At 70.1% G+C, this 25,052-nt stretch carries 22 protein-coding genes and 1 pseudogene; 9 read left to right on the top strand and 14 right to left on the bottom strand.

The genetic code is table 11. The features are described from left to right. Positions 1 to 323: pseudogene (locus ACK5IN_RS03335) on the top strand (hypothetical protein); the annotation flags it as partial. Here the strand turns inward: ACK5IN_RS03335 and ACK5IN_RS03330 are convergent. The 4 genes from ACK5IN_RS03330 to ACK5IN_RS03315 are packed head-to-tail and all read right to left on the bottom strand — an operon-like array spanning position 298 to position 4,601. Further along, complete coding sequence (locus ACK5IN_RS03330) at positions 298 to 1,413, bottom strand: glycosyltransferase family 4 protein (RefSeq protein WP_416894799.1); 1,116 nt, start codon at positions 1,411 to 1,413, stop codon at positions 298 to 300. The pseudogene ACK5IN_RS03335 and the gene ACK5IN_RS03330 sit on opposite strands and share 26 nt — an antisense overlap. Before the next feature lie 15 nt (positions 1,414 to 1,428). Beyond that, on the bottom strand, positions 1,429 to 2,532 hold the full coding sequence (locus tag ACK5IN_RS03325; RefSeq protein WP_416894798.1) for an acyltransferase family protein: 1,104 nt from the start codon (positions 2,530 to 2,532) through the stop codon (positions 1,429 to 1,431). Then, positions 2,529 to 3,665 carry an NAD-dependent epimerase/dehydratase family protein gene (locus tag ACK5IN_RS03320; protein WP_416894797.1) on the bottom strand — a complete coding sequence of 379 codons (1,137 nt, stop codon included), beginning with the start codon at positions 3,663 to 3,665 and terminating at the stop codon, positions 2,529 to 2,531. Before ACK5IN_RS03320 ends, ACK5IN_RS03325 begins: the two co-directional genes overlap by 4 nt. A gap of 36 nt (positions 3,666 to 3,701) precedes the next feature. After that, on the bottom strand, positions 3,702 to 4,601 hold the full coding sequence (locus tag ACK5IN_RS03315) for a glycosyltransferase (RefSeq protein WP_416894796.1): 900 nt from the start codon (positions 4,599 to 4,601) through the stop codon (positions 3,702 to 3,704). A gap of 91 nt (positions 4,602 to 4,692) precedes the next feature. Between ACK5IN_RS03315 and glf the strand changes: the two genes are divergently transcribed. Next, positions 4,693 to 5,832 (top strand): UDP-galactopyranose mutase, encoded by a 1,140-nt coding sequence (gene glf / locus ACK5IN_RS03310; protein ID WP_416894795.1) that lies wholly within the window; start codon positions 4,693 to 4,695, stop codon positions 5,830 to 5,832. A 71-nt stretch (positions 5,833 to 5,903) separates the two neighbouring features. Here glf and ACK5IN_RS03305 read toward each other — a convergent pair whose 3' ends face one another. Genes ACK5IN_RS03305 through ACK5IN_RS03290 form a run of 4 tightly spaced genes read right to left on the bottom strand, consistent with a single transcriptional unit; the run spans position 5,904 to position 11,567 of the window. Further along, positions 5,904 to 6,866, bottom strand: coding sequence for a glycosyltransferase family 2 protein (locus tag ACK5IN_RS03305; RefSeq protein ID WP_416894794.1), 963 nt, complete (start codon positions 6,864 to 6,866; stop codon positions 5,904 to 5,906). Beyond that, positions 6,863 to 8,770, bottom strand: coding sequence for a glycosyltransferase (locus ACK5IN_RS03300; RefSeq protein ID WP_416894793.1), 1,908 nt, complete (start codon positions 8,768 to 8,770; stop codon positions 6,863 to 6,865). Before ACK5IN_RS03300 ends, ACK5IN_RS03305 begins: the two co-directional genes overlap by 4 nt. 56 nt (positions 8,771 to 8,826) lie before the next feature. Beyond that, on the bottom strand, positions 8,827 to 10,149 hold the full coding sequence (locus ACK5IN_RS03295; protein ID WP_416894792.1) for an O-antigen ligase family protein: 1,323 nt from the start codon (positions 10,147 to 10,149) through the stop codon (positions 8,827 to 8,829). After that, positions 10,146 to 11,567 carry an O-antigen ligase family protein gene (locus ACK5IN_RS03290; RefSeq protein ID WP_416894791.1) on the bottom strand — a complete coding sequence of 474 codons (1,422 nt, stop codon included), beginning with the start codon at positions 11,565 to 11,567 and terminating at the stop codon, positions 10,146 to 10,148. The genes ACK5IN_RS03295 and ACK5IN_RS03290 overlap by 4 nt, the downstream gene beginning before the upstream one ends. Before the next feature lie 43 nt (positions 11,568 to 11,610). Between ACK5IN_RS03290 and manA the strand changes: the two genes are divergently transcribed. From manA to ACK5IN_RS03270, 4 genes are all read left to right on the top strand, one after another. Then, positions 11,611 to 12,759, top strand: a complete 1,149-nt coding sequence (gene manA, locus ACK5IN_RS03285; protein ID WP_416894790.1) for a mannose-6-phosphate isomerase, class I — start codon at positions 11,611 to 11,613, stop codon at positions 12,757 to 12,759. 157 nt (positions 12,760 to 12,916) lie between these two features. Further along, complete coding sequence (locus tag ACK5IN_RS03280) at positions 12,917 to 13,237, top strand: WhiB family transcriptional regulator (protein ID WP_416894789.1); 321 nt, start codon at positions 12,917 to 12,919, stop codon at positions 13,235 to 13,237. A gap of 64 nt (positions 13,238 to 13,301) precedes the next feature. After that, positions 13,302 to 16,103: a glycosyltransferase gene (locus ACK5IN_RS03275; protein WP_416894803.1), complete on the top strand. Its 2,802-nt coding sequence runs from the start codon at positions 13,302 to 13,304 to the stop codon at positions 16,101 to 16,103. Next, the gene (locus ACK5IN_RS03270; RefSeq protein ID WP_416894788.1) at positions 16,100 to 17,461 is read left to right on the top strand and encodes a DUF5719 family protein; all 1,362 of its coding nucleotides are present in this window, start codon (positions 16,100 to 16,102) and stop codon (positions 17,459 to 17,461) included. The genes ACK5IN_RS03275 and ACK5IN_RS03270 overlap by 4 nt, the downstream gene beginning before the upstream one ends. Positions 17,462 to 17,591: 130 nt before the next feature. Here ACK5IN_RS03270 and ACK5IN_RS03265 read toward each other — a convergent pair whose 3' ends face one another. Next, complete coding sequence (locus tag ACK5IN_RS03265) at positions 17,592 to 18,026, bottom strand: metallopeptidase family protein (RefSeq protein WP_416894787.1); 435 nt, start codon at positions 18,024 to 18,026, stop codon at positions 17,592 to 17,594. 69 nt (positions 18,027 to 18,095) lie between these two features. Here ACK5IN_RS03265 and ACK5IN_RS03260 point away from each other — a divergent pair, with 69 nt between their 5' ends. Continuing rightward, a complete protein-coding gene (locus ACK5IN_RS03260) occupies positions 18,096 to 18,302 on the top strand; it encodes a DUF3499 family protein (RefSeq protein ID WP_416894786.1) in 207 nt (68 codons plus the stop codon). 258 nt (positions 18,303 to 18,560) lie between these two features. Here the strand turns inward: ACK5IN_RS03260 and ACK5IN_RS03255 are convergent, their stop codons facing one another. Both ACK5IN_RS03255 and ACK5IN_RS03250 read right to left on the bottom strand, forming a co-directional pair. Further along, entirely contained in the window at positions 18,561 to 19,961 is a 1,401-nt protein-coding gene (locus tag ACK5IN_RS03255; protein WP_416894785.1) for an aminopeptidase P family protein, read from the bottom strand. 39 nt (positions 19,962 to 20,000) lie between these two features. After that, positions 20,001 to 21,014 carry an endonuclease/exonuclease/phosphatase family protein gene (locus tag ACK5IN_RS03250; RefSeq protein WP_416894802.1) on the bottom strand — a complete coding sequence of 338 codons (1,014 nt, stop codon included), beginning with the start codon at positions 21,012 to 21,014 and terminating at the stop codon, positions 20,001 to 20,003. A 52-nt stretch (positions 21,015 to 21,066) separates the two neighbouring features. Here ACK5IN_RS03250 and ACK5IN_RS03245 point away from each other — a divergent pair, with 52 nt between their 5' ends. Next, a complete protein-coding gene (locus tag ACK5IN_RS03245) occupies positions 21,067 to 21,930 on the top strand; it encodes a PHP domain-containing protein (RefSeq protein WP_416894784.1) in 864 nt (287 codons plus the stop codon). A 154-nt stretch (positions 21,931 to 22,084) separates the two neighbouring features. On the opposite strand, the gene ACK5IN_RS03240 is transcribed toward ACK5IN_RS03245, so the two are convergent. Further along, entirely contained in the window at positions 22,085 to 23,581 is a 1,497-nt protein-coding gene (locus ACK5IN_RS03240) for a DEAD/DEAH box helicase (RefSeq protein WP_416894783.1), read from the bottom strand. Positions 23,582 to 23,771: 190 nt separating this feature from the next. On the opposite strand from ACK5IN_RS03240, the gene ACK5IN_RS03235 reads away from it, so the two are divergent. Beyond that, positions 23,772 to 24,503 (top strand): ferritin-like fold-containing protein, encoded by a 732-nt coding sequence (locus tag ACK5IN_RS03235; protein ID WP_416894782.1) that lies wholly within the window; start codon positions 23,772 to 23,774, stop codon positions 24,501 to 24,503. A 17-nt stretch (positions 24,504 to 24,520) separates the two neighbouring features. Here the strand turns inward: ACK5IN_RS03235 and ACK5IN_RS03230 are convergent, their stop codons facing one another. Together ACK5IN_RS03230 and ACK5IN_RS03225 are read right to left on the bottom strand one after the other, a co-directional pair. Next, positions 24,521 to 24,808: a hypothetical protein gene (locus tag ACK5IN_RS03230; protein WP_416894781.1), complete on the bottom strand. Its 288-nt coding sequence runs from the start codon at positions 24,806 to 24,808 to the stop codon at positions 24,521 to 24,523. A 1-nt stretch (position 24,809) separates the two neighbouring features. Continuing rightward, positions 24,810 to 25,034 carry a DUF3107 domain-containing protein gene (locus ACK5IN_RS03225; RefSeq protein ID WP_416894780.1) on the bottom strand — a complete coding sequence of 75 codons (225 nt, stop codon included), beginning with the start codon at positions 25,032 to 25,034 and terminating at the stop codon, positions 24,810 to 24,812. Positions 25,035 to 25,052 lie beyond the last annotated feature (18 nt).

Genomic DNA, 25,052 nt, shown 5'->3' with positions numbered 1-25,052 from the left:
CGGCGGCCGCGGTCCTCGTGGGGCCGTGGGTCATCGAGCTGCTCTACGGCGACCGGTACACACTGCCGCCCGGCGCGTACGGGGCGATCGTCGTGAGTGCTGGGCTCACCGGCATCCTGTGTGTGACAGGCGCTGCTGTTCTGGCAGCAGGCCGCCACGGACTCTATGTCGGCGGATGGGCCATCGCCTGCGGCGCACTGGTCCTTGCACTGCTGTGGCCCGGTGACATGCTCGGTCGCGTGCTGATCGCGCTGATCGTCGCCCCGGTGCTCGGCGTCGTCACTCACCTATTCGGCGTCAGGGCGTCGCGGTCTCGGAGCTGAGGCCGAGTGCCGCATCGAACGATGCGCACGTCGCGAACGCTGTGCGCTCCCAGGTGAACTCGGCGGCGCGGGCACGGCCCTCCTGCGTCATCTGCTCTCTCAGGGACGAGGATGCGACGACCTCTTGGATCAGTGCGGCCAGCGCGCCGTCATCGTGCGGGTCGAAGTAGCGTGCGGCATCGCCGCCTACGAAGCGGTGCACCCCGATGTCGCTCAACAGCACCGGCAGGCCCGCCCCCATCGCCTCGAGCGTCGGCAGTGAGAAGCCCTCTGCGAAGGACGGAATCGCCAGCGCGGTGGCCGTCGAGTACAGCTCACGGAACTCGTCGTCGTCGATCCAGCCGCGCAGGTCCACGGAGTCCTCGACTCCCGCGGCTGCCACGATGGCCGCCAGCGGATCGGCGCCTCGACCGCCGGTGATGACCAGGCGGGGGCGGTCGCTCGGCGCCATCAGCCCGAGGGCTCGGATCAGCGCTCCCCAGTTCTTGTGCGGGCGACGATTCCCCATTGCGATGACGAGGGGACCAGCCGATCCGGCCCGCGAGCGGTCGACTCCCGACGGTGTGCTGCCGGCGAGTGGGATCACGTCGAGACGAGCGCGGTCCACCCCCAGGTACTTCGCGATCTCGTCGGCGGAATCGGGGCTGATCGTGACAACGCGGGTCGCGTTGCGTGCGGCAACGCGCTCCATCCACTTCACCGGCGTCGTGTACAGCGGTGTCGACATGTACTCCGGATGGCTCCAGTACAGCATGTCGTGCATCGTCACCACGGTGGGCATCGGCGTCTTGCGCGGCCCCAGGGTGGCAGGGGCGTGCACCAGGTCTGCCTCGGCGCGCACCGCCGCCTTCGCCACCTGTGTCAGCTCGCCCCACGCCCACACGAAGCGGTTCTCACCGCTGATGCCCGACTCGATGATGCGGCCGGGAAACCACGACAGGTCGAGCAGCGCGCCCTCCGTGCTGATGTAGCCGACGTACTCATATCGGTCATCGAGCGCGCCGAGTGCACGGTAGAGCTCGCGGGTGTAGGTCTCCATGCCTCCCTTGGTTCCCGTGTAGGAGAGCAGGTCGACGAGAACGCGAGGCATGGTGATCCAGCGTAGTCAGGACTGCCGGATGTCGCCGGGAAGCGTCGCGGGCGGGCGGAGGCGATCGCCCTTCGGACGGGCCCAGAGCATCGCCGGGCGCTCGATGCAGACCCAGCTCAGCCAGGCGAGGAGCAACGTGACGACGACCGTGATGCAGATGTACAGAGGGAGACCGAACGCCGCCCCGCCGAAGAGGACGGTGAGCTGCTGCACGGGCCACGCATAGATGTAGAACCCGTAGCTGACGTCGTTCTGCGCGATCCACCGTGGCTGGGGCAGGATCGAGGACAGCCAGAGCAGTCCGTAGGCGAGCAGCGGTGCGGCGAGCTGGCCGCCCCATCGTGGTATCGCGAAGATGAGCACCGCGCCGACGACCAGCGCGCCGCTCCCGAGCAGCGGGTCCGGCCCGATCCGCTCGATCAGGAAGTAGATCAGCGCGCCACCGAGGAAGAACGGGAGGAGTTTCGCGAACAGGAAGAAGCTGTTGTCGAGCCCGAGTCGCTCAGCAAGCCCAATCCCGATCCACAGGAGCACACTGAGCAGCCACGCGACGCCGGCGAACACCGGGCTGCGGCGGTAGAGCCCGATCCCGCCGAGCACCCAGATGAGTACGTAGCAGAGGAACTCGTAGTACAGAGTCCACAGCGAACCGTTCCACGCGCCCGGGTACGGGGTCGACTGGAGGGTCGTGCCGATCGAGTAGCTGTTGATCTCGAGCGCGAGATTGGTCCAGATGTACTCGAGCGGCGACACCGCGGTCGACAGGAATCCCTGCAGAGTGCCGGTTTCGACCACGGCGGCGATCGGGGCGAAAACGAAAGCCGTCACGATGAGGACCGTGATGAACGCCGGGAAGATCCGGGCCACGCGGTGCAGCAGATACTCACCGGCGGCGGTGCGCAGCCGGCTGCGCGTGATGAGGAAGCCGCTCAGCACGAAGAAGCCGGCGACAGCCCACCCGCCGAGATTCTCGCCATGCAGCATCGGTCCTTCTCCGGCCCCGGCGATATAGAAAGCGTGCGCGAACAGCACCATCGCCGCCAGGATCAGGCGGAACATGTTGAGGCTGTTGCGCCGGTAGGGGTAGGCGGTGCCCTTCAGGGCCGATGCGACCGTCACTTCAGGAGGTTCCGCGAGGACATCTCATGAAGCGACCGCTCGTAGGTGTCACCTTCGACCGGTTCGGTGAGCACCCACTCGGCGAACCGTCGTACCCCGTCGGCGAATGAGACGCTCGGCGTGAAGCCCAGGATGTCACGAAGCCGACTGGTGTCGGCGATGTTGTGACGGATGTCGCCGAGACGGTAGTTTCCCGAGACGTGCGTGGGCACGGAGGTGTCGAACGCCGCGAGCAGCGCCCCGACGACATCGTTCACCGTCGTCGCGACTCCAGAGCCGACGTTGAAGACGCCACCAGCCGCATCGGCGTGAGTGACGGCGAGGAAGGTGGCCTCGACGACGTCGTCGATATAAACGAAGTCGCGGCTTTCGAGGCCGTCTTCGAAGATGTTGATCTCCTTGCCCTGACGGATGAGCGTGGAGAAGATCGAGAGGATGCCGGTGTACGGATTCTTCAGTGACTGGCCTGGTCCGTAGACGTTCTGGTAGCGCAGGGCCACCGGCTCGATTCCGATGGTGGGCGCGACGGTCATGACGAGGGATTCCTGCATCTGCTTCGTGATCCCGTACACGCTGGAGGGGTGTAGCTCGGCCACCTCCGTGGTCGGGACCATCTCGAGCGGTCCTGCGCCCGACATGTGCACGTCGAAGTCGCCCGCGGCCATGTCGGCATCCGCCCGCTGCGGCGGGTAGACGATGCGCCCGTCGGCTGTACGGTAGCTGCCCTCGCCGTAGATGGAGCGGGACGACGCGATCACAACCCGTCGTACGGTGTGCGGCGCGTTGGTGAGAAGATCGAGGAGCTTCGCCGTGCCCCCGACGTTGACCTCGGTGTATCGGTCGATCTCGTACATCGACTGACCGGTGCCGGTCTCAGCCGCCAGGTGCACGACGACCTGGACACCCGCCAGTGCGTTGCGCAGGTCTTCGGTCGAGGTGACCGAGCCGTGGATCAGAGTCGCGACGCCGTCGAGGGATCGCACCAGAGGCGAGGTCGTCTCGGGGTCATCACCGTGGACCTGAGGAATCAGCGCGTCCAGCACGGTGACCTCGTGCCCGGCCTGCGCTAGTCGGCGGGCCAGCCGCGTGCCGATGAATCCCGCGCCACCGGTGATGAGCACGTGGTCCGGCATGATGGTGCCTCCTGGGGTCGGGACCCGCAGGCGGGGTCAGGGTGCGACGATGTGCGCCAACGTCGATTGTATCCCGGTGCCTGTTCCGTGCCGGAGGACGCCTGGCAACTCTGACACGGCGTGGAGACGGGACATGACGCGCAGCCGGGCCGTCCGGGCGGTGCGTCGCCAGCCCTTCTGCAGCGCGATCTCACGTGCCTGCGCATAGTACGTCCGCTCGTCGCGGAATCGACGGCCGTCGAGCAGGGTCTTCTGCGATGCGCTGCCGCCGTGGCGTCGGTACGAGAACGCGAGGGTCGGGTTGTAGGCGAGAGTGCCACCGCTGAACGCGATGTCCATGAGCAGGGCCAGATCCTGGATGATCGGCAGCCCGTCGCGGAAATCGATGCGCTGGAGCGTTGCGGTGCGGAATGTCAGCGATGGCCAGTACAGCCAGTCGCCGCGGATGAGACTGGTAGCCATGGACTCACCGGTCAGGATCGCGATGCCTCCGGAGCCCGCGGGGTCACGGGGAGCGAGCACTCCCTGCTTCACGCGGTCGGCGAGCGGTCGCACGACGGTGCCGTGCTCATCGATGACCTGCACGCCGGGCTGAACAACATCTGCATCGGGGACGACGGCGATCGTGCGGGTAACCATGTCGACGTAGTTGGGGTGCAACAGGTCGTCGCAGCCGAGGATCGTGATGTGTGGCTCGGTTGCCCTCCGAATTGCCTCACGATAGTTCTCTGTGATGCCGAGGTTCGTCTCGTTGCGTGTGTACGTGATCCGGTCATCGTCGAGGCTTGCGAAGTAGTCCGCGACGGAGTCATCCGCATAGCAATCGTCGATGACGATCAGCCGCCAGTCGGGGTTGCTCTGTGCTCGTACCGAGTCAACGGTGTCGTACAGCAGCGCCGGTTCCCCCCAGAAGGGGACGAAGATCTCGAGAGTCATGATCCCTTCAGGCTACGGGAGCTCGCCTGGGTAGACTCGTCGGGGCCTCTGCGCCGCCATTCAACTCTCTGTGTCAGAAAGTGCTTCCGCCATGGATCTTCTCGTCGTCGGCTCCGGCTTCTTCGGACTCACCATCGCCGAACGCGCTGCACAGGCCGGCCGCAAGGTCACGGTCATCGATCGTCGGGCGCATATCGGTGGCAACGCGTACAGCGAGAACGAGCCTGAGACGGGGATCGAGGTGCACCGCTACGGTGCGCACCTGTTCCACACCTCGAACCCGGGCGTGTGGGAGTACGTGAACCGCTTCACGACGTTCACGAACTACCAGCACCGCGTCTACACGAACCACAGGGGCGTCGTGTATCCGCTGCCGATCAATCTCGGCACGATCAACCAGTTCTTCGGTGCCGGGTACTCGCCGGACCAGGCGCGGGCGCTGATCGCCGAGCAGGCAGGCGAGTTCGACGCGAAGAGCGCAGCGAACCTCGAAGAGAAGGGGATCGCGCTGATCGGTCGGCCTCTGTACGAGGCGTTCATCCGCGACTACACGGCCAAGCAGTGGCAGACCGACCCGAAGGAACTGCCCGCCGAGGTCATCAGTCGCCTCCCCGTGCGGTACACCTACGACAACCGGTACTTCAGCGACACGTGGGAAGGCCTTCCCGCCGACGGGTACACGGCGTGGCTCGAACGCATGGCAGATCACCCGAACATCGACGTCAAGCTCGACACCGACTTCTTCGACGCCACGCAGCCGCTGAACAAGGCGTCCACCGTGGGCCAGGTTCCGGTCGTGTACACGGGCCCCGTCGACCGCTACTTCGACTACGCCGAGGGCGCGCTGTCGTGGCGCACGCTCGACTTCGAAGAGGAGGTCGTGCCGGTGGGGGACTACCAGGGCACCTCGGTGATGAACTACGCGGACGCGGACGTGCCATACACGCGCATCCACGAGTTCCGCCACTTCCACCCCGAACGCGAAGACCGGTACCCGAAGGACAAGACCGTCATCATGCGCGAGTTCTCGCGCTTCGCCACCCGCGACGACGAACCGTACTACCCGGTCAACACCCCGGCAGACCGTGCCGGGCTGCTCGCCTACCGGGAGCTCGCCAAGGGCGAGCACGACGTGCTGTTCGGCGGACGCCTGGGCACCTACCAGTACCTCGACATGCACATGGCGATCGGCTCAGCCCTATCGATGTGGAACAACCAGCTCGCCTCGTAGGTGATTCACAGCCGCCGTTGCGATCGGAATCCGCGGCCGGAGTTCGTCTGCCGCTGACGTCACAGGGGCGATCAGCGGGCGGCGGAACTCTCCAGCGGCGGCATCGGCTGCCACGTGGCATCCTTCGCGATCCTGCGCCCGTCGCGCAGACCGCGGAACAGGTTCGAGGTGCCGCGCGCGGTGTGCTCGACGAACACGAGTCGGATGAGCTCCTTCATGAACGTGAGCGCCGTGCCGAGGCCGAACAGCACGGGGTTGTAGACGCCGTGTGTGCGGTAGTACTGCTTGATGATCGCGCGGTTGCGCATGATGTAGTAGCGGTAGGCGTTGCTCGACGCGTTCATATGGCGGATGCCCATGTCCCACTGCTTGATCTCGCGCGTGCGGCGCAGCACGAACTCGTCGACGATCACCGAGGTGGTGCGGCGCGAGGCCAGCCAGCCGTAGGTCTGGTCATCCCAGTAGATGAAGAAGCGCGGGTCGGGAAGGCCGATCTGCGTGACGATGTCACGGTGGATGAACATGCCCTCGAAGCATCCGGAGTTCATCTCCTTGTACCCCGACGCGTCGAAGGTCGACGGTGCGAACGGGATCGGGATGCCCATGCGCTCGGCGATGCGGTACTGCCAGTAGAACTCACTGCCGTCGTAGTCGTAGCGCCGGCCCTGGATGCTCTTGAACCGCGGCGCCCACACGCCCATCTTGGCGAGGCCGTCGGGAATGACCTCGACGTCGTCGTCCATCAGCCAGATCCAGGTAGAGCCCAGCTCGTAGGCGATGCGCATGCCCTCGCTGAATCCGCCGGAGCCGCCCGTGTTCGTGTCGAGTCGCCGGTAGACGAGCTCGGTGCCGACGCGGTCGCGGAACGATTCGACCACCTCGGTCGTGTCGTCGCTCGACGCGTTGTCGACGACGACGACGTGACCGGGCTTCGGATCCATCTTCTCGATGCTCTCGAGCAGTCGTGTGAGCAGCCCGGAGCGGTTGAACGTCACGACCGCGATCGTCGCGGAAGCGGGGTCGAAGTCGGTCACGCATCCACCTCGAAGGTCTTCGCCCACGCGTCGTTCGACACCAGTTCGGGAAGCGCGGCGCGATACTTCGCGGCCAGCTGCGGCCATTCCTTGCGCAGACGGTGGTGCAGCCGCACGGACTCGCGCAGCATTCGACGGAACTGGGCGCGATCGCGGGTGTAGATGTTCTTGCCAGATCCGTCGGCCGCGCTCACGAGAGCGCTGTCGTAGTGCGGCACTCGCCACCACATGGCATCGCTCTTGCTGAACTCGACCTCGGGCTGGGCCACGTTCGCCGGGCGCGGCGTGTGCAGCCAGTGGGAGAAGAGCGTCGACGCGGTGAACCACCGCAGGCGAAGCCCGGTGGGGGAGTCGTGCTCGGGCGTGCCGAGGTTCTTGAACGCCTGACGCCCGCGGCGGGAGCGCAACGGCACCCCTGCCTCCTTATGCACGACAGTCTCGGGGAACGAGGCCGCCAGCGCCCGGGCATCGGGCAGGGCCGTCGCGAGGTTCGCGCGCATGTGCTGCGGGCCCTTCAGCACGTCGCGCAGCGCGCGATGGCGCAGCTCGGTGGCGTAGTACTGCATCATCATCAGCTGCTTGAGGTCCATGCGGCGGCTGTGACGCAGGAGCGTGCCGCCGTCGGGCACATCCGAGTGCAGCAGTGCGGTGACGATGCGGTTTCGCGCGTGGAAGTATGCCTGCCAGTCGATCTGGTCGTCCTTGCCCACCCACGACACGTGCCACAGGGCGACACCGGGAAGCGACACCGTCGAGTAGCCGGCCTCGCGGGCCCGCAGACAGTACTCCGCGTCGTCCCACTTGATGAAGGCCGGCAGCGACAGGCCCACCTCGCGCACGACCTCGACGGGGATGAGGCACATCCACCAGCCGTTGTAGTCGGCGTCCAGCCGCATGTGCAGCAGGGGCGTCTGGCGCAGGTTGGCGCGACTGAAGTCGTGCGGCATCTTCTCTTGGTAGAGCGTGCGCCACATGAACGGCTCTTCGTCGACGACCTCGGCCCACGCATGCAGCTTCGGGCGGTCGAGCAGGTCGAACATATGCGCCCCGACGATCGTCGGCTCGGTGCAATACTGCCCGAACACGATTGATCGACGCAGCGACTCGGGCTCGATGCGCACGTCGTCATCGAGCAGCTGCACGAAGTCGCTCTCGGGGCGTTTGAGGGTCTCGTGCATCGCGCGAGAGAAGCCACCGGAGCCGCCAAGGTTCGACTGCGTGATGATCTGCAGCGTCTCGCCCAGGGATGCGGCTACCTCGGCGAACTCGGGCTGCGCGTCGACGCGGTGGTCGCCCTGGTCGACGACGAAGATGCGGTCGACCAGGTCGAGCACCTCGGGGCTCTCGGCCAGAGACGTCAACGTCGCGACGCAGTAGTCGGGCTTGTTGAAGGTGGTGATCCCGAGCGAAGCCTTCCCTGTGCGCACGGGCTCCTGCGAGGTCGTCCACTCGGCGCCCTCGAACATCGCCGCCTTCTCGTCGGCGACGATGTCAAACCAGATCCAGCCGCCGTCGCTGTACTGGTTCAGGGTGAAATCGAACGAACTCGTCGTCTTGCCCTCGACCTCGCGCGTCTTGAGCCGCTGCTTCACTCCCGTACCGGTGGACCGGTAGACGAGGATCGTCGCGGGGCCCGAGGTGCGCACCGTGAGGGTGATATCGCGCACCGCGGTGGAATGCTGCCAGTACGAGGCCGGGAAGGCGTTGAAGTACGTGCCGAACGATGCCCGGCGCCCTGCGACGATGCGTGCGCTGCGGCGATCGACGATGTTGCCCAGTTGCGCCCGGCTCGACAGCCGCACCGGTTCGCGATCGATGACCGACCACGTCTCGGGGTCGACATACAGGGGCAGCAGATCGGGGTCGCGATCGAGCGGGAAGACGACGTTTTGCAGGACGTGCACCAAGTTGCAGCTCCGGGAAGTGATCGAGACGAAGGCGTGGCGAACCGCGGAGTAGCCTACCCGACCCCGCTCGACGGGCCCTGCATGCTCGGCAAGGCGGGATCGCTGCTGCCGTCGAGCCCGGCGCGCCACCCGCCGGTCAGCGACGACCGCGTCGCACACAGCACCAGCAGGAACCAGCCGAACCCCGACAACACGGTGCTGTCGACGATGGAGCTGGCCAGCAGAGCGATGAGAATCAGCGCCGGCCACGTGTACACCGTCGAGCGGCGCTGCGACGCGGTCAGCCACGCGCGGGCCACGGCCAGCACGCAGAACACGACAAACAGGAACGCGCCCACCCAGCCGGCCTGCAGCAGGATGTCGATGAACGCGTTCAGCGCCGAGGCGTTGTCACGCCTGGTGAGGGTGTCGATGCGCACGAACGGCATGACGCCGTCGGGCCACGTGCCGAACCAGCCCCAGCCGTGCACCGGGCGGCGGTCGACCAGGTCGAGCACCGCGTTCCACAGCTGCGAGCGCCGGTAGAAGTCGGGGGCCGCGTTCAGCCAGTACACGAGCGGTCGGCGGAACACGTACGCGAGCACGGCGCCCGCCGCGAGCACGGCGGCCAGCGCCACCTGCAGCGTGAGCCGGGCGTGCGGCGGGGTGCGCCGCACGATCGCGAGGATCGCGGTGGCAAGACCCGACACGAACGCGAGCAGCAGCACCAGCGGCGACCCCGTGAACACCGCCAGCACTCCGGCGAGTGCCACCGAGTACACGGTCAGCCCCGGCCGCACCGACCGCGTGCGCCACTCGACGAGGAACGTGATGATCGCCAGCATCGCCACCAGGCCCAGGCGCGTGCGGGTGCCGAACAGGCCCTCGATGGGACCGCCGTTGGCCAGGCGCCCCCCGACGGCGAGGAAGGTGATGGGCAGATCGAGCAGGATGCCGCTGAGCACCTCGACGGCCAGCGACCCGGTCAGCAGCACGCGCAGCACGTCGCCGGTGGCCCGCACCGTCTGCAGCGTGTCGCGTGTGTGCGCGACGACGATCGCGAGAAATGCGGTGGCCAGCAGTGCCAGCCACCCGGCCAGCGAGAACCCCGGTTCCTGCGACCACGCGACGGTGATCAGCAGCCACGCGAGCACGACGACGAGCGTGACCGGTGCCAGGCGAACGAACGAGATCTCGCGGCGCCGGGCGATGAGCATCGCCGCGCCGATGACGCACAGCCCCACGATGATCGCCGAGTACCCGGGCTCGCCCATGAGGCTGACCAGCACGTGCGAGCCGAACAGCGCCCCGAGCGTGGCCAGGGCGAACGCCCACGCCAGCACCGAGGAGGTCAGCAGCTCCTCGAGGCGGGCCGGGCGATCCCTGGCGGCGGTCATGCACCCTGCTCGAGGCGCTCGCCGCGTTCGATCGCCAGGGTCTGCTCGGCCGGCCCCACGCCCTCGTGCGGCGACTGCTTGATCTTGAAGGCGAACAGCACGACGAGCAGCCAGCCCCACTCCATGAGCGGCCGCGACTCGGAGATGCCCTGCACGAGCAGCACCGTGACCGTGAGGGTCGGCAGCAGCGTCAGTGCCGAGTAGGGCCGGTCGGCCTTCAGATCCCACCGCGGGCGGTCGACGGCGAAGAACCACGCGCGCCACGTGAACGACAGATACACGAGCACCATGAGGGCCACGCCGATGAACCCGAGCTGGAAGAACATGTCGACCCACACGCTGTGTGCCATGAACACCGTGAGGTCGTGGTCGATGATCCAGCCGGCGAAGTCGGGCTCCCACGGCAGCCACGGGGTCGAGTAGCCCCAGCCGACGACGGGATGCTGCCAGGCCCGTTCGAGCACGGCTGCCCAGATGCCTTCGCGCCCGGTGAGGTCGCCATCGCGCCCCACGAGGCCGAACACCGTCGCGCGTGAGAACCACAGCGCCACCGCACCGCCGATGCCGACGACGGCGTACAGCACATACCAGCGGGTGCGCTGGCCGGGGCGCCTGGCGGTGCGCATGAGCAGGGCGGTGGCGAGCACCAGCATCACGGCGGCACCGCACAGCACCGCCGTCACCGACGCGGCGCGCACGAACAGGTACGCGGCGACCACGACCCACGCGATCAGCCAGCCGCGCTGGGGCACGCTCGCGATGCGGATCGCGAACACGATGATCGCCATGAGCGCGGCCATGCCCAGCAGGTTGGCATTGCCGACGATGCCCTGGATGCGCCCGCCCTCGAACAGCAGCGCGCGCGTCCAGTACAGCTCCTTCGGGAACCCGTCGGGTGCGTCGACGAAGTTCGGCAGCAGCGGGCCCGACACCAGCGCCGCCCACAGCTCGAACAGCACCGACAGCCCCAGCACCCACTTCAGTGCCGAGGCGATGGTGCGCGCGATCTCGCGCCACGTGAGCATGCTCGCCAAGAACAGCCCCTGCAGAGTCGTGCCCGCCAGCACGGCCCACGTCAACAGTGTCGCGTCGAGCCAGTGCGTCCAGATGAGGGATGCCAGCGCCCACCCGGCATACAGCACCACGAACCAGGGCAGACGACGCCATTCGAACAGGCGAGCCGCGGCATCCACTCTGCGCCTTCTGCGTGGGAGCGCCCACACCAGCACGCTCACGACGGCGAGCAGACCCACCAGCGCCGCCAGGCCCAGCGGGCCGAGCAGGTTGTTCCACGCGCTGCCGGCGAAGGCCGTGAACACCACGAAGGTGCCGTACGCGCGCAGCAGCAGGTGGCCGGTCGACTCCCGCACCGGGGCGGTGGGGAGGCGGCTGACGGCGTGTGACGAATGGACGGCCATGGCCCATTCAGGCTACCCGCGCTGCCGCCCGTACGCTGAGTGCATGCTCGTGCGCCTCACCAACACACCCCGCGACTACGCCTGGGGCTCGACGACGCTGCTGGCCGGTCTCGAGGGGCGTGCGCCGACCGGCACGCCCGAGGCCGAGGTGTGGTTCGGCGACCACCCGGGCGCTCCCGCGACGGTGGCCGACGGTACCGGGCTGCCGCTGGATCGGTGGCTTGCCGCCCACAACCGACCCCCGCTGCCCTATCTGCTGAAGCTGCTGGCCGCCGCCCATCCGCTGTCGATCCAGGCGCACCCGTCGAAGGCGCAGGCGCAGGCCGGCTTCGCGCGCGAAGTGGCCGCCGGGGTGCCCCGCGACGCCGCGCACCGCAACTACCGCGACGACAATCACAAGCCCGAGCTGATTGTGGCCGTCAGCGACGCGTTCGGGGCCCTCGCCGGCCTGCGCGAGATCGCGGCGACCCGGCGGCTGTTCGCTCAGCTGCCGAACACCGCGGGTGTGCGAGCCGTGCGCGAGCGGCTGCAGACGATGGATGCCACGCCCGCCGCCGTGCTCGCCCGCCTCGTGCCGTGGCTGCTGTCGCCTGCGGCATCCGACGTGGTCGCCGATGTGCTGAAGGCTGTCGCAGGCACCCGGTTCGGCACCGAGTTCCCCGCCGAGCTGGCGTTCGCCCGCCGGCTGCTCGACGAGGTTCCCGGCGATCCGGGCATCGTCGTGGCGCTGTTCATGAACCTCGTGGTGCTGCGCCGCGGCGAAGGGCTGTTCCTGCCCGCCGGGGTGCTGCATGCGTACTTCGACGGACTCGGTGTGGAGGTGATGGCCGCCAGTGACAACGTGCTGCGCGGCGGATTGACCGAGAAGCATGTGGATGTCGCCGAGCTCGGCGCCGTGCTCGATGCCACCCCCGGCCCGGTCGAGGTGCTGCGCCCCGTGCCGGGCGACGACGGTGTCGCCGGGTACCCTGTGCCGGTGCCCGACTTCGCGCTGCGGTGCGTGCGGGTGAGCGACCGGCCGGTCGCGCTCACCCCGCGGGGAGCGGCGATCGCCCTGGTCACCGCGGGCGAGGTCGAGCTGAGCGACGGGGCAGAGGCCGTGCTGCTGCGGCCCGGTCAGGCGGCGCTCACCGACGCACCGCTGCAGGTCAGGGGCACCGGCGAACTGTTCCTCGCCGAGCCGGGCGGGTGATGCCGTGTCGCGACACGCGGCGCGTCAAGAAGGTTCAATCACACGTTGAGGCTTTAGTATCTGCCGCTTGACCTCAGCGAATGACACGGGTGTAATTATCAGGCAAGGCGTGCAGGGGGCACGTGCCGGAAACGCAAGACCCAGGGGGTGAGGACGGATGACAGGTTACCGCTCTGACGTTCCGGGCGATTGGTTCGTCGATCCAGTACAGCTCGGTGTACCGGGAGTGCGGCATCCCGCGCACTCCGATGATGAAGACGCACTGGGCTGGCAGACCGACGCGCTGTGCGCGCAGACCGATCCAGAGTCGTTCTTCCCCGAGAAGGGCGGCTCCACACGCGACGCCAAGCGCATCTGCGCCACGTGCGAGGTGCGCGCCCAGTGCCTGGAATACGCACTGCAGAACGACGAGCGCTTCGGCATCTGGGGCGGCTTGAGCGAACGCGAACGCCGCCGCCTCAAGCGGCAGGCGAGCTGACCCCGCCGTGCCGCACGGGCACAGCGGCCGAGCGCACAGCAGTCGCGTCCACGCGGTCTTGGTCGTGCGTCCCGACGGGCACACCCAGGCGGCACTGCACGCCGAACGCACCCTCGCGGCGCTGACGGCGAGCACCCGCCCCGTCGACGCCCTGACCATCGTGGTCTGCGGCACAGACCCGGCGGTGGCAGAGCTCACCGCGGCCTCGGGCGCCGAATCGGTCGTGAGCGCACCGGCATCCACCTCGTTCGCGCAGGCCGTACGGCTGGCGACCCTGCGCATCCCCGACGACGCCCATGTGTGGCTGCTCGCCCAGGACACCGCGCCCGAACCCGACGCGCTCGCCCAGCTGGCCGGCACCCTCGAGCTGTCGGCGACCGTGGCCGTCGCCGCGCCGAAACTCGTGCGGTGGCACGACCGCGACCGCATCGTCTCGCTCGGCGTCACGATGACGCGCCTGGGCCGCACCGTCACGCTCGCCGAAGGCGAGTTCGACCAGGGCCAGCACGACGCCGAAGACGACGTGCTCGGCGCCGACGTGCGTGCCCTGCTCGTGCGCGCCGAGGTGTGGCGGCAGCTCGACGGGCTGGACCCCGCCCTCGGCGGCGCCGACGAAGGTCTCGACCTCGGCGTGCTCGCGCGCCTGGCGGGGCGGCGCGTCGTGCTCGTCACCGCCGCACGCGTCGCGACCGCCAGCGACGGGGTCGCGGGTCTTCCCGCTCCGGCCGACGGCCGCAGCATCCGCCGCGCCGGCTTCGCACGCCGCCTCGCCCAGCTGCACCGGCGGCTGGCGTACGCGCATCCGTTCGAACTGTTCTTCGTCTGGATCGCGATCCTGCCACTGGCCGTGTTGCGGACCGCCCTGCACCTCGTGCGCAAAGCCCCCGGTCTCATCGGTCCGGAGTGGGCCGCCTCGGTCATCGCGTTCGTGCGCCTCGACGCGATCGTGCGCGCGCGGCGACGCGCCCGCGCGCACCGAACCGCCTCGTGGACCCATGTCGACGAGCTGCGCATCGACCGATCGGAGCTGCACCGCCGGCTCGACACCGACGACCCCGGCGCGGGCGAGCGTCGCCGCGGCGAACTGCGCTTCTTCTCGGGCGGTGGCGCCTGGGCCGTGCTCGGCGCGCTCGTCGTCTCGATCGCCGCGTTCACCCCGCTGCTGACCTGGACGGTGCTCGGCGGCGGGGGACTGCTGCCGCTGTCTGACTCCGTCGCGTCCCTGTGGCGCAACGCCGGGTGGGGGCTGCGCGCCACCGGCATCGGCGACGTAGGCCCGGCCGATCCGTTCGCCGCCGTACTCGCCGTGCTCGGCAGTCTGTGGCCCGCGCACCCCTCCACGATGCTCGTGCTGCTGTGGGTGCTCGCCCTACCGCTGGCCGTGCTCGGCGGGTGGTTCGCCGCCACCCGGCTCACCGAGCGGGCGCCGCTGCGCATCCTCGCCGGGGTCGTCTGGGCGCTGGCGCCCACGTTCCTCACCGCACTGGTGCAGGGCCGCCCCGACGCCGTCATCGTGCACCTGCTGCTGCCATGGCTCGTCTCGGCCGGCGCGGTGGCGCACCGATCGTGGGTCGCCGCGGCCGCGGCATCCCTGCTCTTCGCCGGCACCGTCGCCGCCGCGCCCTCGCTCGCCCCCGCCCTCGTCGTGCTGTGGGTGCTCGCCATCGTGCTGGCCGCCGTCACCGGCGCCGGCCAGGGCATCGTGCGGCTGATCTGGATCGTCGTGCCCGCCCTCGCGCTGTCGGCCCCGCTCGTCTGGGGGCAGCTGCGCGCCGGCAACACGTTCGGTCTGCTCGCCGATCCGGGACGGCCCTGGACAGGTCCGCAGGCCACCGCCGACATCGCCGGGCGCACCGCGATCGCCGCGGGATTCCCGACGACCGACCTCGCCGGGTGGGGGCAGACCTGGTGGGTGCCGCTGCTGCTCGTGCCGCTTGCGCTGGTCGCCCTGCTCGCCCCGGTCGGGCGGCGCTGGGCCGCCGGCTGGGTGCTCGTCGGCACGGGCGTGCTGGGGCTGGCAACGGCCATGCTCGCCGTGGGCGTCTCGGTCAGTGCGGCACAGTCGCAGGAGGTCGCGCTGTGGCCGGGGGCCGGACTGAGCCTGGCCTGGCTGGGCGCGACCGGTGCGGCGGTCGTCACGCTCTCGGGCCGGCACGGCCTGCTGCGCCTGCGTGTGCGGCCTTGGGTGGTCGCCGTGCTGCTCGTGCTCGCCGCCGTGGTCGCCGCACCGGGCCTTGCAGCGCTGCACGGCGACCGCGCCCTGCTCACCGACGGGCCCCGCACGACTCTGCCCGCCTACGTCGCCGCCGAAGGCCGCAACAACCCCGACGTCGGCACGCTCGTGATCACGCCGCAGAACGGGGGAGGTGTCGCCGCGGCCGTCGTATGGGGGCCGAGCGCCACCCTCGACGGCCAGTCCACGTTCATCGCCACCCGCACCGAGGCGACCCCCGCCGACGCACGCCTGGCCGGTCTCACCGCCGACCTGATCGCCTCCACGGCCCCGGGTGTCATCGACCAGCTCACCGCCGACGGCATCGCCTTCGTGCTTCTGGCGCCTGCGGCCGAACCCGAATCGGAACAGGCCCGTGCGACGCGGCTGCGCGCCGTCACCGCCATAGACCAGCGCGACCAGCTCGATGCCGTGGGCGAGACCCCGCGCGGACTGCTCTGGCGAGCCGTCGACGTGCCCGAGCCTCGGGCGGGGATGGATGCTGCGCAGCACCGCGTCGCGGTCTGGATCACCGGAGTGCAGCTGGCCGTGGTCGCGATCGCCGTGCTGCTCGCGATCCCCACCGCCGCGTCGCGCCGCACCGCGCGCCTGACGCCGCGCACCGTCGGCCGCGCGGGGGAGGAGGAGACATGAGCGGGATCCGCAGCACCGTCAGCGGTGTCGTCGCGGCTGGGGTCGCCGCCGCCGTGGCGGCCTCGGTGTTCCTCGTGCCGTGGCCCGCCGTCACCCACGTGCCCGCGTCGGTGGATGCCGTGCCCACCCCCGCCGACACCGTCGCCGTGTGCGACGGCGGCATCTTCGCCGCCGGTCGCACCGCCGGCGCCGCGGGCACCCTGACGCTCGCGGCCGACCAGCGCCCGATCGTCGCCGCGGACGGCGAGTACGCGCAGAGCCTGCTGCGCTCACCCGCCGTCGAACGCTTCGGCGGGGCGCCGGTCTTCGTCGCGCCCCCGCAGCAGCGTGAGGCCGCGCCGCTGGCGGCCGTGGCATCCGGTCGCGTCCTCGACGCCGACCTCGCCGGCTTCGCCGTCGACGCCTGCCGTACCCCGCTGTTCGAGTCGTGGCTCGTCGGCGGGTCGACCACGATCGGCGCGACCGACCTGGTGGTGCTCGCCAATCCGGGCGATGCCGTCGCCACCGTCGACATCACCGTGTACGGCACCGCCGACCCGTTCTCGCCGCCCGGCGGCACCGGACTGGTCGTGCCCGCGGGCACGCAGCTGGTCGTGCCGCTGTCGGGCATCGCCGGCGGTGAGGCGAGCCCCGTACTGCGCGTCACCGCCGCGGGCGCGCCCGTACGCGCGAGCCTGCAGGCGAGCATCATCCGCACGCTCGAGCCCGGCGGCATCGACCAGCAGAGCGCGGTGCGCGCCTCGGCCGGGCGGGTCGTGATCCCCGGGCTCATCGTGACTCCGGTGCCCGAGTCGCTCACCGACGACACGCCCACCATCCTGCGGCTGCTCGCCCCGGGGGGCGACGGGTCGGCCGTGGTGTCGGTGCGCAGCGCGGCGGGCGATGCCGTGATGGAGTCGACCGTGCCCCTCACCGCGGGCACCCCGGTGGAGTTCGAGCTGCGCGAGCTGCCGGTCGGTACCTACACCGTCGTGGTCGATGCGACGATGCCGATCGTCGGCGCCGTGTGGCAGACCACCGGCTTCGGTGAGGGCGACGACTTCGCGTGGTTCACCGCCGCGCCGGGCCTGTCGGGGTCGACGCTGCTCGCGGTGCCCGAGGGGCCGCAGCCCGTGCTGCACCTGGCCAATCCGGGCGAGGACGACGTGCAGGTCGTGCTGCGTGGCGCGTCGGAGCGGGAGGTGCTCGTGCCCGCCGGAGGGACCGCGGCCGTGTCGCTGCCGCCCGAGACCACGTGGGAGCTCGATCCCGGCGGGGAGGTCCACGCGCAGGTCACGCTCGCCGGCAGCGGCGCCCTCGCGGGGTACGCCGTGTGGCCGTCGGACGCCGCGGCACAGCCCCTCCGCGTGTACCCATAGCCGGCGCCCGTGCCGCGGCCTGTGCCCGAAACATGCGATGTGACCCAGAACATGCTGTTTTCGTGGCATCCATCATGCTCTCGGTCAAGACGCATGTTCTCGGTACGTGCCGCCGCGGGCCGCGGGCGGGCTAGAAGAAGCGGAAGCGCTCGGGGCCGAGGTCCCAAGGGTCGCGGCCGAGGTACTCGGCGGCTGCACGGAAGACGGCGCCCTCGATGACCATGCGCCGGTGGAACTCGTCTTCGCGGTGCAGGTGGCCGAGGCGCTGCAGCGGAAGCCGGTACAGCACGATGCGACCCTCGGCCGGGTGCACGGACCAGCGGGGAATGCCCTGCTCGGGGTCGCTGTCGGGCGGCATGTCGGCGATCTGGAAGCTCACCTCGCGCAGCTCGGGCCAGGTGGAGCGCAGGAACTCCGAGACGTTGCCCACGGCGAAGTCGAAGCGGTCGATGCGCGTGTCGAGCGGCGGCAGCGGGGGACGGATGACGGGGCTTCGCCCCACCCGCCCGTGACGGCCGTGGCGAGGAGCTCGCGCCCGCCGTGGGGCTTCGCGTCGCTTGCGCATGATCTCATCCTACGGACGCCCGGCGAGGCGAGCCGGCGCCGGGCGCGCGGTGCATTAGCGTAAGCGGCGATGCGTGACAGACTCTGCTCCAAGGTGGCCTGCGCCCGTGAGGCCGTGGCCACGCTCACGTTCGACTACGGTGACCAGATGGCGGCCGTCGGACCGCTCGGGGGTCTGGACGACCCGCATGCGCACGACTTGTGCGCCATCCACACCGAGCGGCTCTCGGTGCCCAAGGGCTGGGTCGTGGTGCGGCACGAGACGCTGCGCGCCTAGCCGATCCCGGTCGGGAGTCGCTGACGACCGGGCAGTGCGCCGCCCGGAGCCTCGCCGGCCTCGGGTCTGCCCAGTGCAGACACGCCTGCACTGCGGCCACCTCGACGACGTGGCCGGCGCGGTGCGGTTCCTGTGCGACACCGACGACATCGAGAGACCGGTGAACCTCGCCGCGCCCCATCCCAGCGACGACCGGACGCTCATGCACGAGATCCGTCGCACGGTGCGCGCACCGTTCGGGCTGCCGGACTCAGCCGCTCAGGCGCTCAGGCGCTCGATCCAGGCCTCGATCTCGTCGGCCGTGCGCGGCATCGCCGCCGACAGGTTCTCGACGCCGTCCGCGGTCACCAGCACGTCGTCCTCGATGCGCACGCCGATGCCGCGATACTCCTCGGGGACGGTGAGATCGTCGATCTGGAAGTACAGCCCCGGCTCGATGGTGAACACCATGCCTGGCTCGAGGACGCCGTCGTAGTACATCTCGCGCCGCGCCTGCGCGCAGTCGTGCACGTCGATGCCCAGGTGGTGCGACGTGCCGTGCACCATGTAGCGACGGTGCTGGCCGCCGGCATCGGCATCCAGCGCCTCCTCGGCCGTCACCGGCAGCACGCCCCACTCCGCCGTGCGGCGGGCGATGACATCCATCGCCGCCGCGTGCACCTCGCGGAAGCGGATGCCGGGGCGCGCCACCGCGAATGCGGCATCCGCCGCCTCGCGCACCGTCTCGTACACCCGGCGCTGCACATCGGTGAACCGCCCGTTCACCGGGATCGTGCGGGTGATGTCGGCCGTGTACAGGCTCTCGAGCTCGACGCCGGCATCCACCAGCATGAGATCGCCGGGGACGACCGCGCCGTCGTTGCGCGTCCAGTGCAGGTAGCATGCGTGCGGGCCGGACGCGGCGATCGTGTCGTAGCCCTCCCAGTTGCCGTCGGTGCGCGCACGCCGGTGGAACACCGACTCGACCACGCGCTCGCCGCGCGGGTGGGCGACGATCGCGGGCAGCTCGCGCAGGATGTCGTCGAACCCCCGGGCGGTGACCTCCACCGCGGCGCGCAGTTGGGCGATCTCGTACTCGTCCTTCACAAGACGCAGCTCGGACACGAACCGGGTCAGCTCGTCGTCGACGCCCGCGACGCGGTCGTCGTCGCCGACCGCGAAGTCGTCGATGTGCGCCGTCGCGATGCCCAGATCCGCGGCGACACCCGCGAGCGCGGGGCGTGGGCCGATCCAGAACTCACCGATCGAGGCATCCGAATAGAACTCCGTCGTCGCGCGGTCGGCGCGCTCGCGGAAGTACAGCGTCATGTCGTGCCCGTCCGCGTTCGGCTCGAACACGAGCAGCGAATCCGGCTCGGCGTCGGCGCCCCATCCGGTCAGGTGCGAGAACGCCGAGTGCGCGCGGAACGGGTAGTCGGTGTCGTTGCTGCGCTGCTTGAGCCCACCGGCCGGCACCACGATGCGCTGCCCGGGGAACGCCTGCGAGACGGCATCGCGGCGCCGCGCCGCGAACGGCGCCTGATCTCGCGCGGGCGGCGTCGAGTCAGGCCGGGCCGCCCATCCCTCGGAGATCGTGTCGAGAAACCCCTGCGGGAACGGCTGCCGCCGATTCGTGCTGGTGGACGGCGTGGCCACCGTCGCCTGTTCGGTCTCGCTCATGCATCCAGTCTCGCACGCGCGGGTGTGCGCGGAACCGGATCAGCCGGCCGGCTCGAGTTGCACGACGAGCGGCCGGTGGTCGCTGCCGGTGCGATCCTTCGAGCCCAGCACGAGGCTGCCGGTCGCCTCCCACCCGTGCCCGATCATCACATGATCGATGGGCGCCCCCAAGAGGGCCGGGACGTCGGTGGGCCATGTGCCGACCGCCCCGTTGCCGGTGGCCGACGCCGCATCGCTGCACTGGCCGAGCGTTCCGCCCTCGGTGCCGAGTCCCGCCATGTTGTCGATCGTGGCGTTGAAGTCGCCCGCCATGATCACCTCGTCGGCCGCGCACTGGTCGGCCAGCCACTGCAGGTCTTCGCGCCACCGCTCCATGTACGCGGTCCGGGGGGCCACTGCGTGCACCGCCACGACGGTCGGGCCGTCGCCGTCCACCGGCATGGCGACGGCGCTCGGCACCGTCGAGGTGTTGCTCGAGCCGTCCTTCGACGACCGGATCACCGAGTAGTCGCCCAGCTTGGGCGCGATGAGGATCGTCGTGGAGCGGGCATCCCAGCCGTCGTAGTTCGCGTTGTGCACCCACATCGGCTGGCCGAGCTCGCGCATCGCGACGGCGACGGCGGTGCCGTTCGCCTCGGTCGTCTCGGGCAGCGCCACGATGTCGGCACCCACCGCAACCGCCGTGCGGGCCACCTCGTCGGGCGAGGTCGCCTCACCGGCCGTGTTCCAGGTGAGGACGCGCAGGCTCGACGCGGTGCGCTCGGGCAGCGTCTCGGCACCGGTGCCGCGCGTCATCATGACGGCGACGTTCGCCGCGCCGGCGATCAGTGCGACGAGCGCGATGGATGCCGCGAACCCCCGGATCGCACGGGCCAGCGCCAGCAGCAGCGCGACCACCAGAACCGCGGCGAGCACGACGACGATCACTCCGCGCAGGGTCACCGCCTGGGCCAGCGGCGACGTGCGCTCGAGGCGGAAGAACTGCGGCCAGGTGACGACGGCCGCCGCGATCGCGAACAGCACCGTCGTCAGGATTCCGATGAGCCGCCACACGAGGGCGAGCCTAGATGAGCAGGCTGGCAGATCGCCGGATACGCTCATGATCATGGGCGAGCGCCGGCGGTTCGAAGGTCCCAGCGACCTGCACCTGCACTCGCTGCGCTCGGACGGCACCGAACCCCCCGCGCAGGTGATGACCGCTGCGCACCGGCACGGCATCCGCACCGCCGCGCTCACCGATCACGACACCACCTCGGGGTGGGCCGAGGCGGCGGATGCCGCGGTGTCGCTGGGCATGACATTCGTGCCCGGGATGGAGCTGTCGACGCGGTTCCGGTGGCGCAGCGTGCACCTACTCGCGTACCTGTTCGACCCCGACCATGCGGGCCTGCGCGCCGAGATGGAGCGCATCCGCACCTCGAGGCTCACCCGGGCGCGCACTATGGCCGACCGCATCGGCCACGACTACGACCTCAGCTGGGACGACATCGTCGCGCACACCACCGACGGGGCCACGGTCGGCCGGCCGCACATCGCCGACGCGCTCGTGGCGAAGGGACTGGTCGCCGACCGGACGGAGGCGTTCGCACACATCCTCAGCCCGCAGGGCGACTACTACGTCGCCCTCTACGCGCCCGACCCCGTCACCGCCGTGGACCTCGTCGTGGCCGCCGGCGGCGTGCCGATCATCGCCCACCCTGCGGGTCGGGCCGGGCTACTGCCGCGCGCGCTGATCGACGAGATGCTCGACCACGGGCTGGCCGGATTCGAGCTCGACCACCGGGAGAACCTCGAGGCCGGGCGGCGCACCCTGCGGCGCATCGCGCGGGAGCGCGACCTCATCACCACCGGCTCGAGCGACTACCACGGTCTCGGCAAGCCGAACCTGCCCGGCGAGAACACCACGTACGACGAGATGGTGCAGCGGATCATCTCTGCCGGCACCGGGTCCTCGCCGGTCTACCCCTGACCTCGTCCCGACGTTCGACCGTGCATGGCCTGGTGGAACGCGTCGGCTCCGGCGGCACGGTCGGTCAGGGGTGTCGTGCCGGGAGATCGGAGGCTATAGAGAAGAATGCGATGCCCCGGGGCGCATCGGATGTTCTCGGCACGCCCCACCGGGGTCAGGCGCCCTGGCCGGTGCTGCCGGAGGTGCGGCGCCGGCGCCGGCGTCGGCGCGCCGCGGCGGGCTTGCCGTCGTGGTGCTCCTTGCCCTGCCCGTCGTGCGTGCCTGCGCCGTCGGTGGGAGCAGGCGTGGATGCCTCGCCGCTCGCCGCGCCCGCGGCATCCGTCCCCTCCGCGAAGGTCGCGCCCACCGGCTCGTTCGCCCGGCGCCGGCGGCGCCGGCGGCGCGTGGTTCCCTCGTTCGTGCCCGCGGAGGCCGCGTCGGCGGCGCGCGCCGGACGCGACGTGCGCACCGACTGGGTCTTGGGTGCCGAGACGATGCGGCCCTTGGTGCCCTCGGGGATGTCGAGGTCGGTGTACAGGTGTGGGCTCGACGAATACGTCTCGACCGGCTCGGGCTGACCGAAGTCGAGGGCCCGGTTGATGAGAGCCCACTTGTGCAGGTCGTCCCAGTCGACGAACGTGACCGCGATGCCCGTCTTGCCCGCGCGGCCGGTACGGCCGGCCCGGTGCAGGTAGGTCTTCTCGTCGTCGGGGATCGTGTGGTTGATGACGTGCGTGACGTCGTCGACGTCGATGCCGCGCGCGGCGACGTCGGTGGCGATCAGCACATCCTTCTTGCCGGCCTTGAACGCGGCCATGGAGCGTTCGCGCGCCTCCTGGCTCATGTCACCGTGCACCGCACCCGCGTTGAACCCGCGGTCGTTCAGTTCGTCGACGAGCTTCTGCGCGGCCCGCTTGGTGCGGGTGAACACGACGGTCTTGCCGCGGCCCTCGGCCTGCAGGATGCGGGCGATGACCTCGTCCTTGTCGAGCGCGTGCGCGCGGTAGACGAGGTGGCGGATGTTCGCCTGCGCGAGACCCTCGTCGGGGTCGGTCGCGCGGATGTGGATCGGGTTCGACATGAACCGGCGCGCCAGCGCCACGATCGGGCCGGGCATGGTGGCCGAGAACAGCTGCGTGTGACGCACCACCGGCACCTTCGAGAAGATCCTCTCGATGTCGGCGAGGAACCCGAGGTCGAGCATCTTGTCGGCCTCGTCGAGCACAACCTCGGTCGCGTTCGACAGGTCGAGCAGTCGCTGGTTGTTCAGGTCGATCAGCCGGCCCGGCGTGCCGACGACGATCTGCGCACCCGCCTTGAGCTGGTCGATCTGCCCTTCGTACACCTTGCCGCCGTAGATGGCCACGACACTGGTCGAACGGTTCGAGGTCAGCATGTCCATGTCTTCGTAGACCTGCACGGCCAGCTCGCGCGTGGGCACGACGATGAGCGCTTTCACGCCCGGCTCGGGGTCGAGCCCGAGACGCTGCACGACCGGGATGCCGAAGCCGAACGTCTTGCCGGTGCCGGTCTTGGCCTGACCGATGATGTCTTGCCCGGGAAGGCCCAGGGGAATGGTCTGCTCCTGGATGGGGAACGCGTCGACGATGCCCTTCGCGGCGAGTGCGTCGACGATGTCGGAGTCGACGCCGAGGTCGGCGAACGTGGTCATAGGTGTTTTGCCCGTCTGGCAGTGAGAGCTGCCGGGTCTCGGACGCCCCGGGCGACCCGGAGCGGAGGGTGATCCACGCCCCTCTGCTCATCTCTGCTCATCCACGGGCGCGGGGCCCCGATCCTGCGCCGGGGCATCTTCATCTTACCCGACGCGTCTGTGCCGCCGGTGACCCGCGTAGGCTGGTCGGGTGGTCACGTGGTTCTGGCAGCGGCGCAAGACGCGCACCGCACGCAGCCCCCTGCAGCTGCGCGCGCGCGGCGAGCGGGGCGACGCGACGCGGGTCGACTTCGCCGAGCTCGCCCCCGACGTCGACACCTTTCTCGGTCAGGCCGCGTACCTGCAGCTGAGCTACTTCGAGACCCTGAGCGAGCTGATCGCCTCGCGTCCCGAGCTCGGCGAGAAGGAGGCGCTGTCGCGGGCGGCCGGCGCCGCGCTCACCAAGCACGAGGGCCTGGTCGCGCTCATCCGCGAGCGCGACGGCGACCCGACCGCGCTCATGGAACCGTTCCGCGAAGAGCTCGACGCGTTTCGCGCGGCCACGCACGGCGTGCGCCCCGAGGAGACGATGCTGTCGGTGCACATCACCGCGGGCATGCTCGACGACTTCTACTACGCCCTGGCGACCAGCTACGCCGACACCGGGCGCCGGGTGGCCCGCATCCTGCAGGCCGACGACGACCGGCAGGCGATCGTCGAGCTGCTGCGGGCGGCGGTCACCGCCGACGCCGAATGGCGGGCGCTGCTGGCCCTGTGGGGTCGCAGGCTCGTGGGCGACACGCTGCTGGTGGCGCGGTCGGCGCTGCGCGGCGCCGACGACCTGCCGCTGGACGCCGCCGAGCAGAAGCAGGTCGAGCCGGTGTTCACCGAGCTCATGGGCGCGCACGCACGGCGCATGGACGCGCTGGGGCTGTCGGCGTAGGACGGGATGCCGCGGGCTCAGGCGATCTTGAGCCGCTGCGCTTCGTGCTCGTCGTGGGCCAGGCGCACCCGCGTCGTGACGACGACCGTCGCCCAGGTGACGACGATCGGGGCGGCCAGCGACGCCAGCCAGATCCAGCCGGTGGCCTCCAGGCTCAGCCACGTGAACAGCAGCCACACGGCACCCCCGGCGAACGCGCCGACCATGGGCACGAGCGCCGCACCGCGCAGGGTGCGGTGCGGCAGGGCGAAGTGCGCCCCCAGCCCGATGACGGCGCCGAAGATCAGGGCGAGGACGATCAGCATGTCAAGCGACAAATCCGACGCGGCGCGCCTCTTCGGTGCCGATCTCGATGTACGCGAGCCCGGCGGTCGGCACGATGAACGAGCTGCCGCGGTCATCGACGAAGGTGACGTGGGTCGCGGCCGAGTCCAGTGCCGAGGCGACGGACTTCTTCACCGCTTCTGCGCTCTCGTTGGTCTCGAAGCTCAGTTCGCGGCCGGTGTTGGCGATGCCGATGCGGATCTCCACAGTGTGCCTTTCTCGGGG

Source organism: Microbacterium sp. (genome assembly GCF_047971895.1).
Lineage (GTDB): Bacteria > Actinomycetota > Actinomycetes > Actinomycetales > Microbacteriaceae > Microbacterium.
This window is presented reverse-complemented; position numbering and strand designations above follow the sequence as displayed.

What these genes read in the sequence shown, in the direction of transcription:
- ACK5IN_RS03260 (WP_416894786.1), top strand. Translation starts at nt 18,096, where the DNA reads ATGCGTGACAGACTCTGCTCCAAGGTGGCCTGCGCCCGTGAGGCCGTG.
- ACK5IN_RS03290 (WP_416894791.1), bottom strand. Translation starts at nt 11,567, where the DNA reads ATGGCCGTCCATTCGTCACACGCCGTCAGCCGCCTCCCCACCGCCCCG.
- ACK5IN_RS03320 (WP_416894797.1), bottom strand. Translation starts at nt 3,665, where the DNA reads ATGCCGGACCACGTGCTCATCACCGGTGGCGCGGGATTCATCGGCACG.
- ACK5IN_RS03280 (WP_416894789.1), top strand. Translation starts at nt 12,917, where the DNA reads ATGACAGGTTACCGCTCTGACGTTCCGGGCGATTGGTTCGTCGATCCA.
- glf (WP_416894795.1), top strand. Translation starts at nt 4,693, where the DNA reads ATGGATCTTCTCGTCGTCGGCTCCGGCTTCTTCGGACTCACCATCGCC.
- ACK5IN_RS03315 (WP_416894796.1), bottom strand. Translation starts at nt 4,601, where the DNA reads ATGACTCTCGAGATCTTCGTCCCCTTCTGGGGGGAACCGGCGCTGCTG.
- manA (WP_416894790.1), top strand. Translation starts at nt 11,611, where the DNA reads ATGCTCGTGCGCCTCACCAACACACCCCGCGACTACGCCTGGGGCTCG.
- ACK5IN_RS03230 (WP_416894781.1), bottom strand. Translation starts at nt 24,808, where the DNA reads ATGCTGATCGTCCTCGCCCTGATCTTCGGCGCCGTCATCGGGCTGGGG.
- ACK5IN_RS03270 (WP_416894788.1), top strand. Translation starts at nt 16,100, where the DNA reads ATGAGCGGGATCCGCAGCACCGTCAGCGGTGTCGTCGCGGCTGGGGTC.
- ACK5IN_RS03255 (WP_416894785.1), bottom strand. Translation starts at nt 19,961, where the DNA reads ATGAGCGAGACCGAACAGGCGACGGTGGCCACGCCGTCCACCAGCACG.
- ACK5IN_RS03295 (WP_416894792.1), bottom strand. Translation starts at nt 10,149, where the DNA reads ATGACCGCCGCCAGGGATCGCCCGGCCCGCCTCGAGGAGCTGCTGACC.
- ACK5IN_RS03265 (WP_416894787.1), bottom strand. Translation starts at nt 18,026, where the DNA reads ATGCGCAAGCGACGCGAAGCCCCACGGCGGGCGCGAGCTCCTCGCCAC.
- ACK5IN_RS03330 (WP_416894799.1), bottom strand. Translation starts at nt 1,413, where the DNA reads ATGCCTCGCGTTCTCGTCGACCTGCTCTCCTACACGGGAACCAAGGGA.
- ACK5IN_RS03240 (WP_416894783.1), bottom strand. Translation starts at nt 23,581, where the DNA reads ATGACCACGTTCGCCGACCTCGGCGTCGACTCCGACATCGTCGACGCA.
- ACK5IN_RS03245 (WP_416894784.1), top strand. Translation starts at nt 21,067, where the DNA reads ATGGGCGAGCGCCGGCGGTTCGAAGGTCCCAGCGACCTGCACCTGCAC.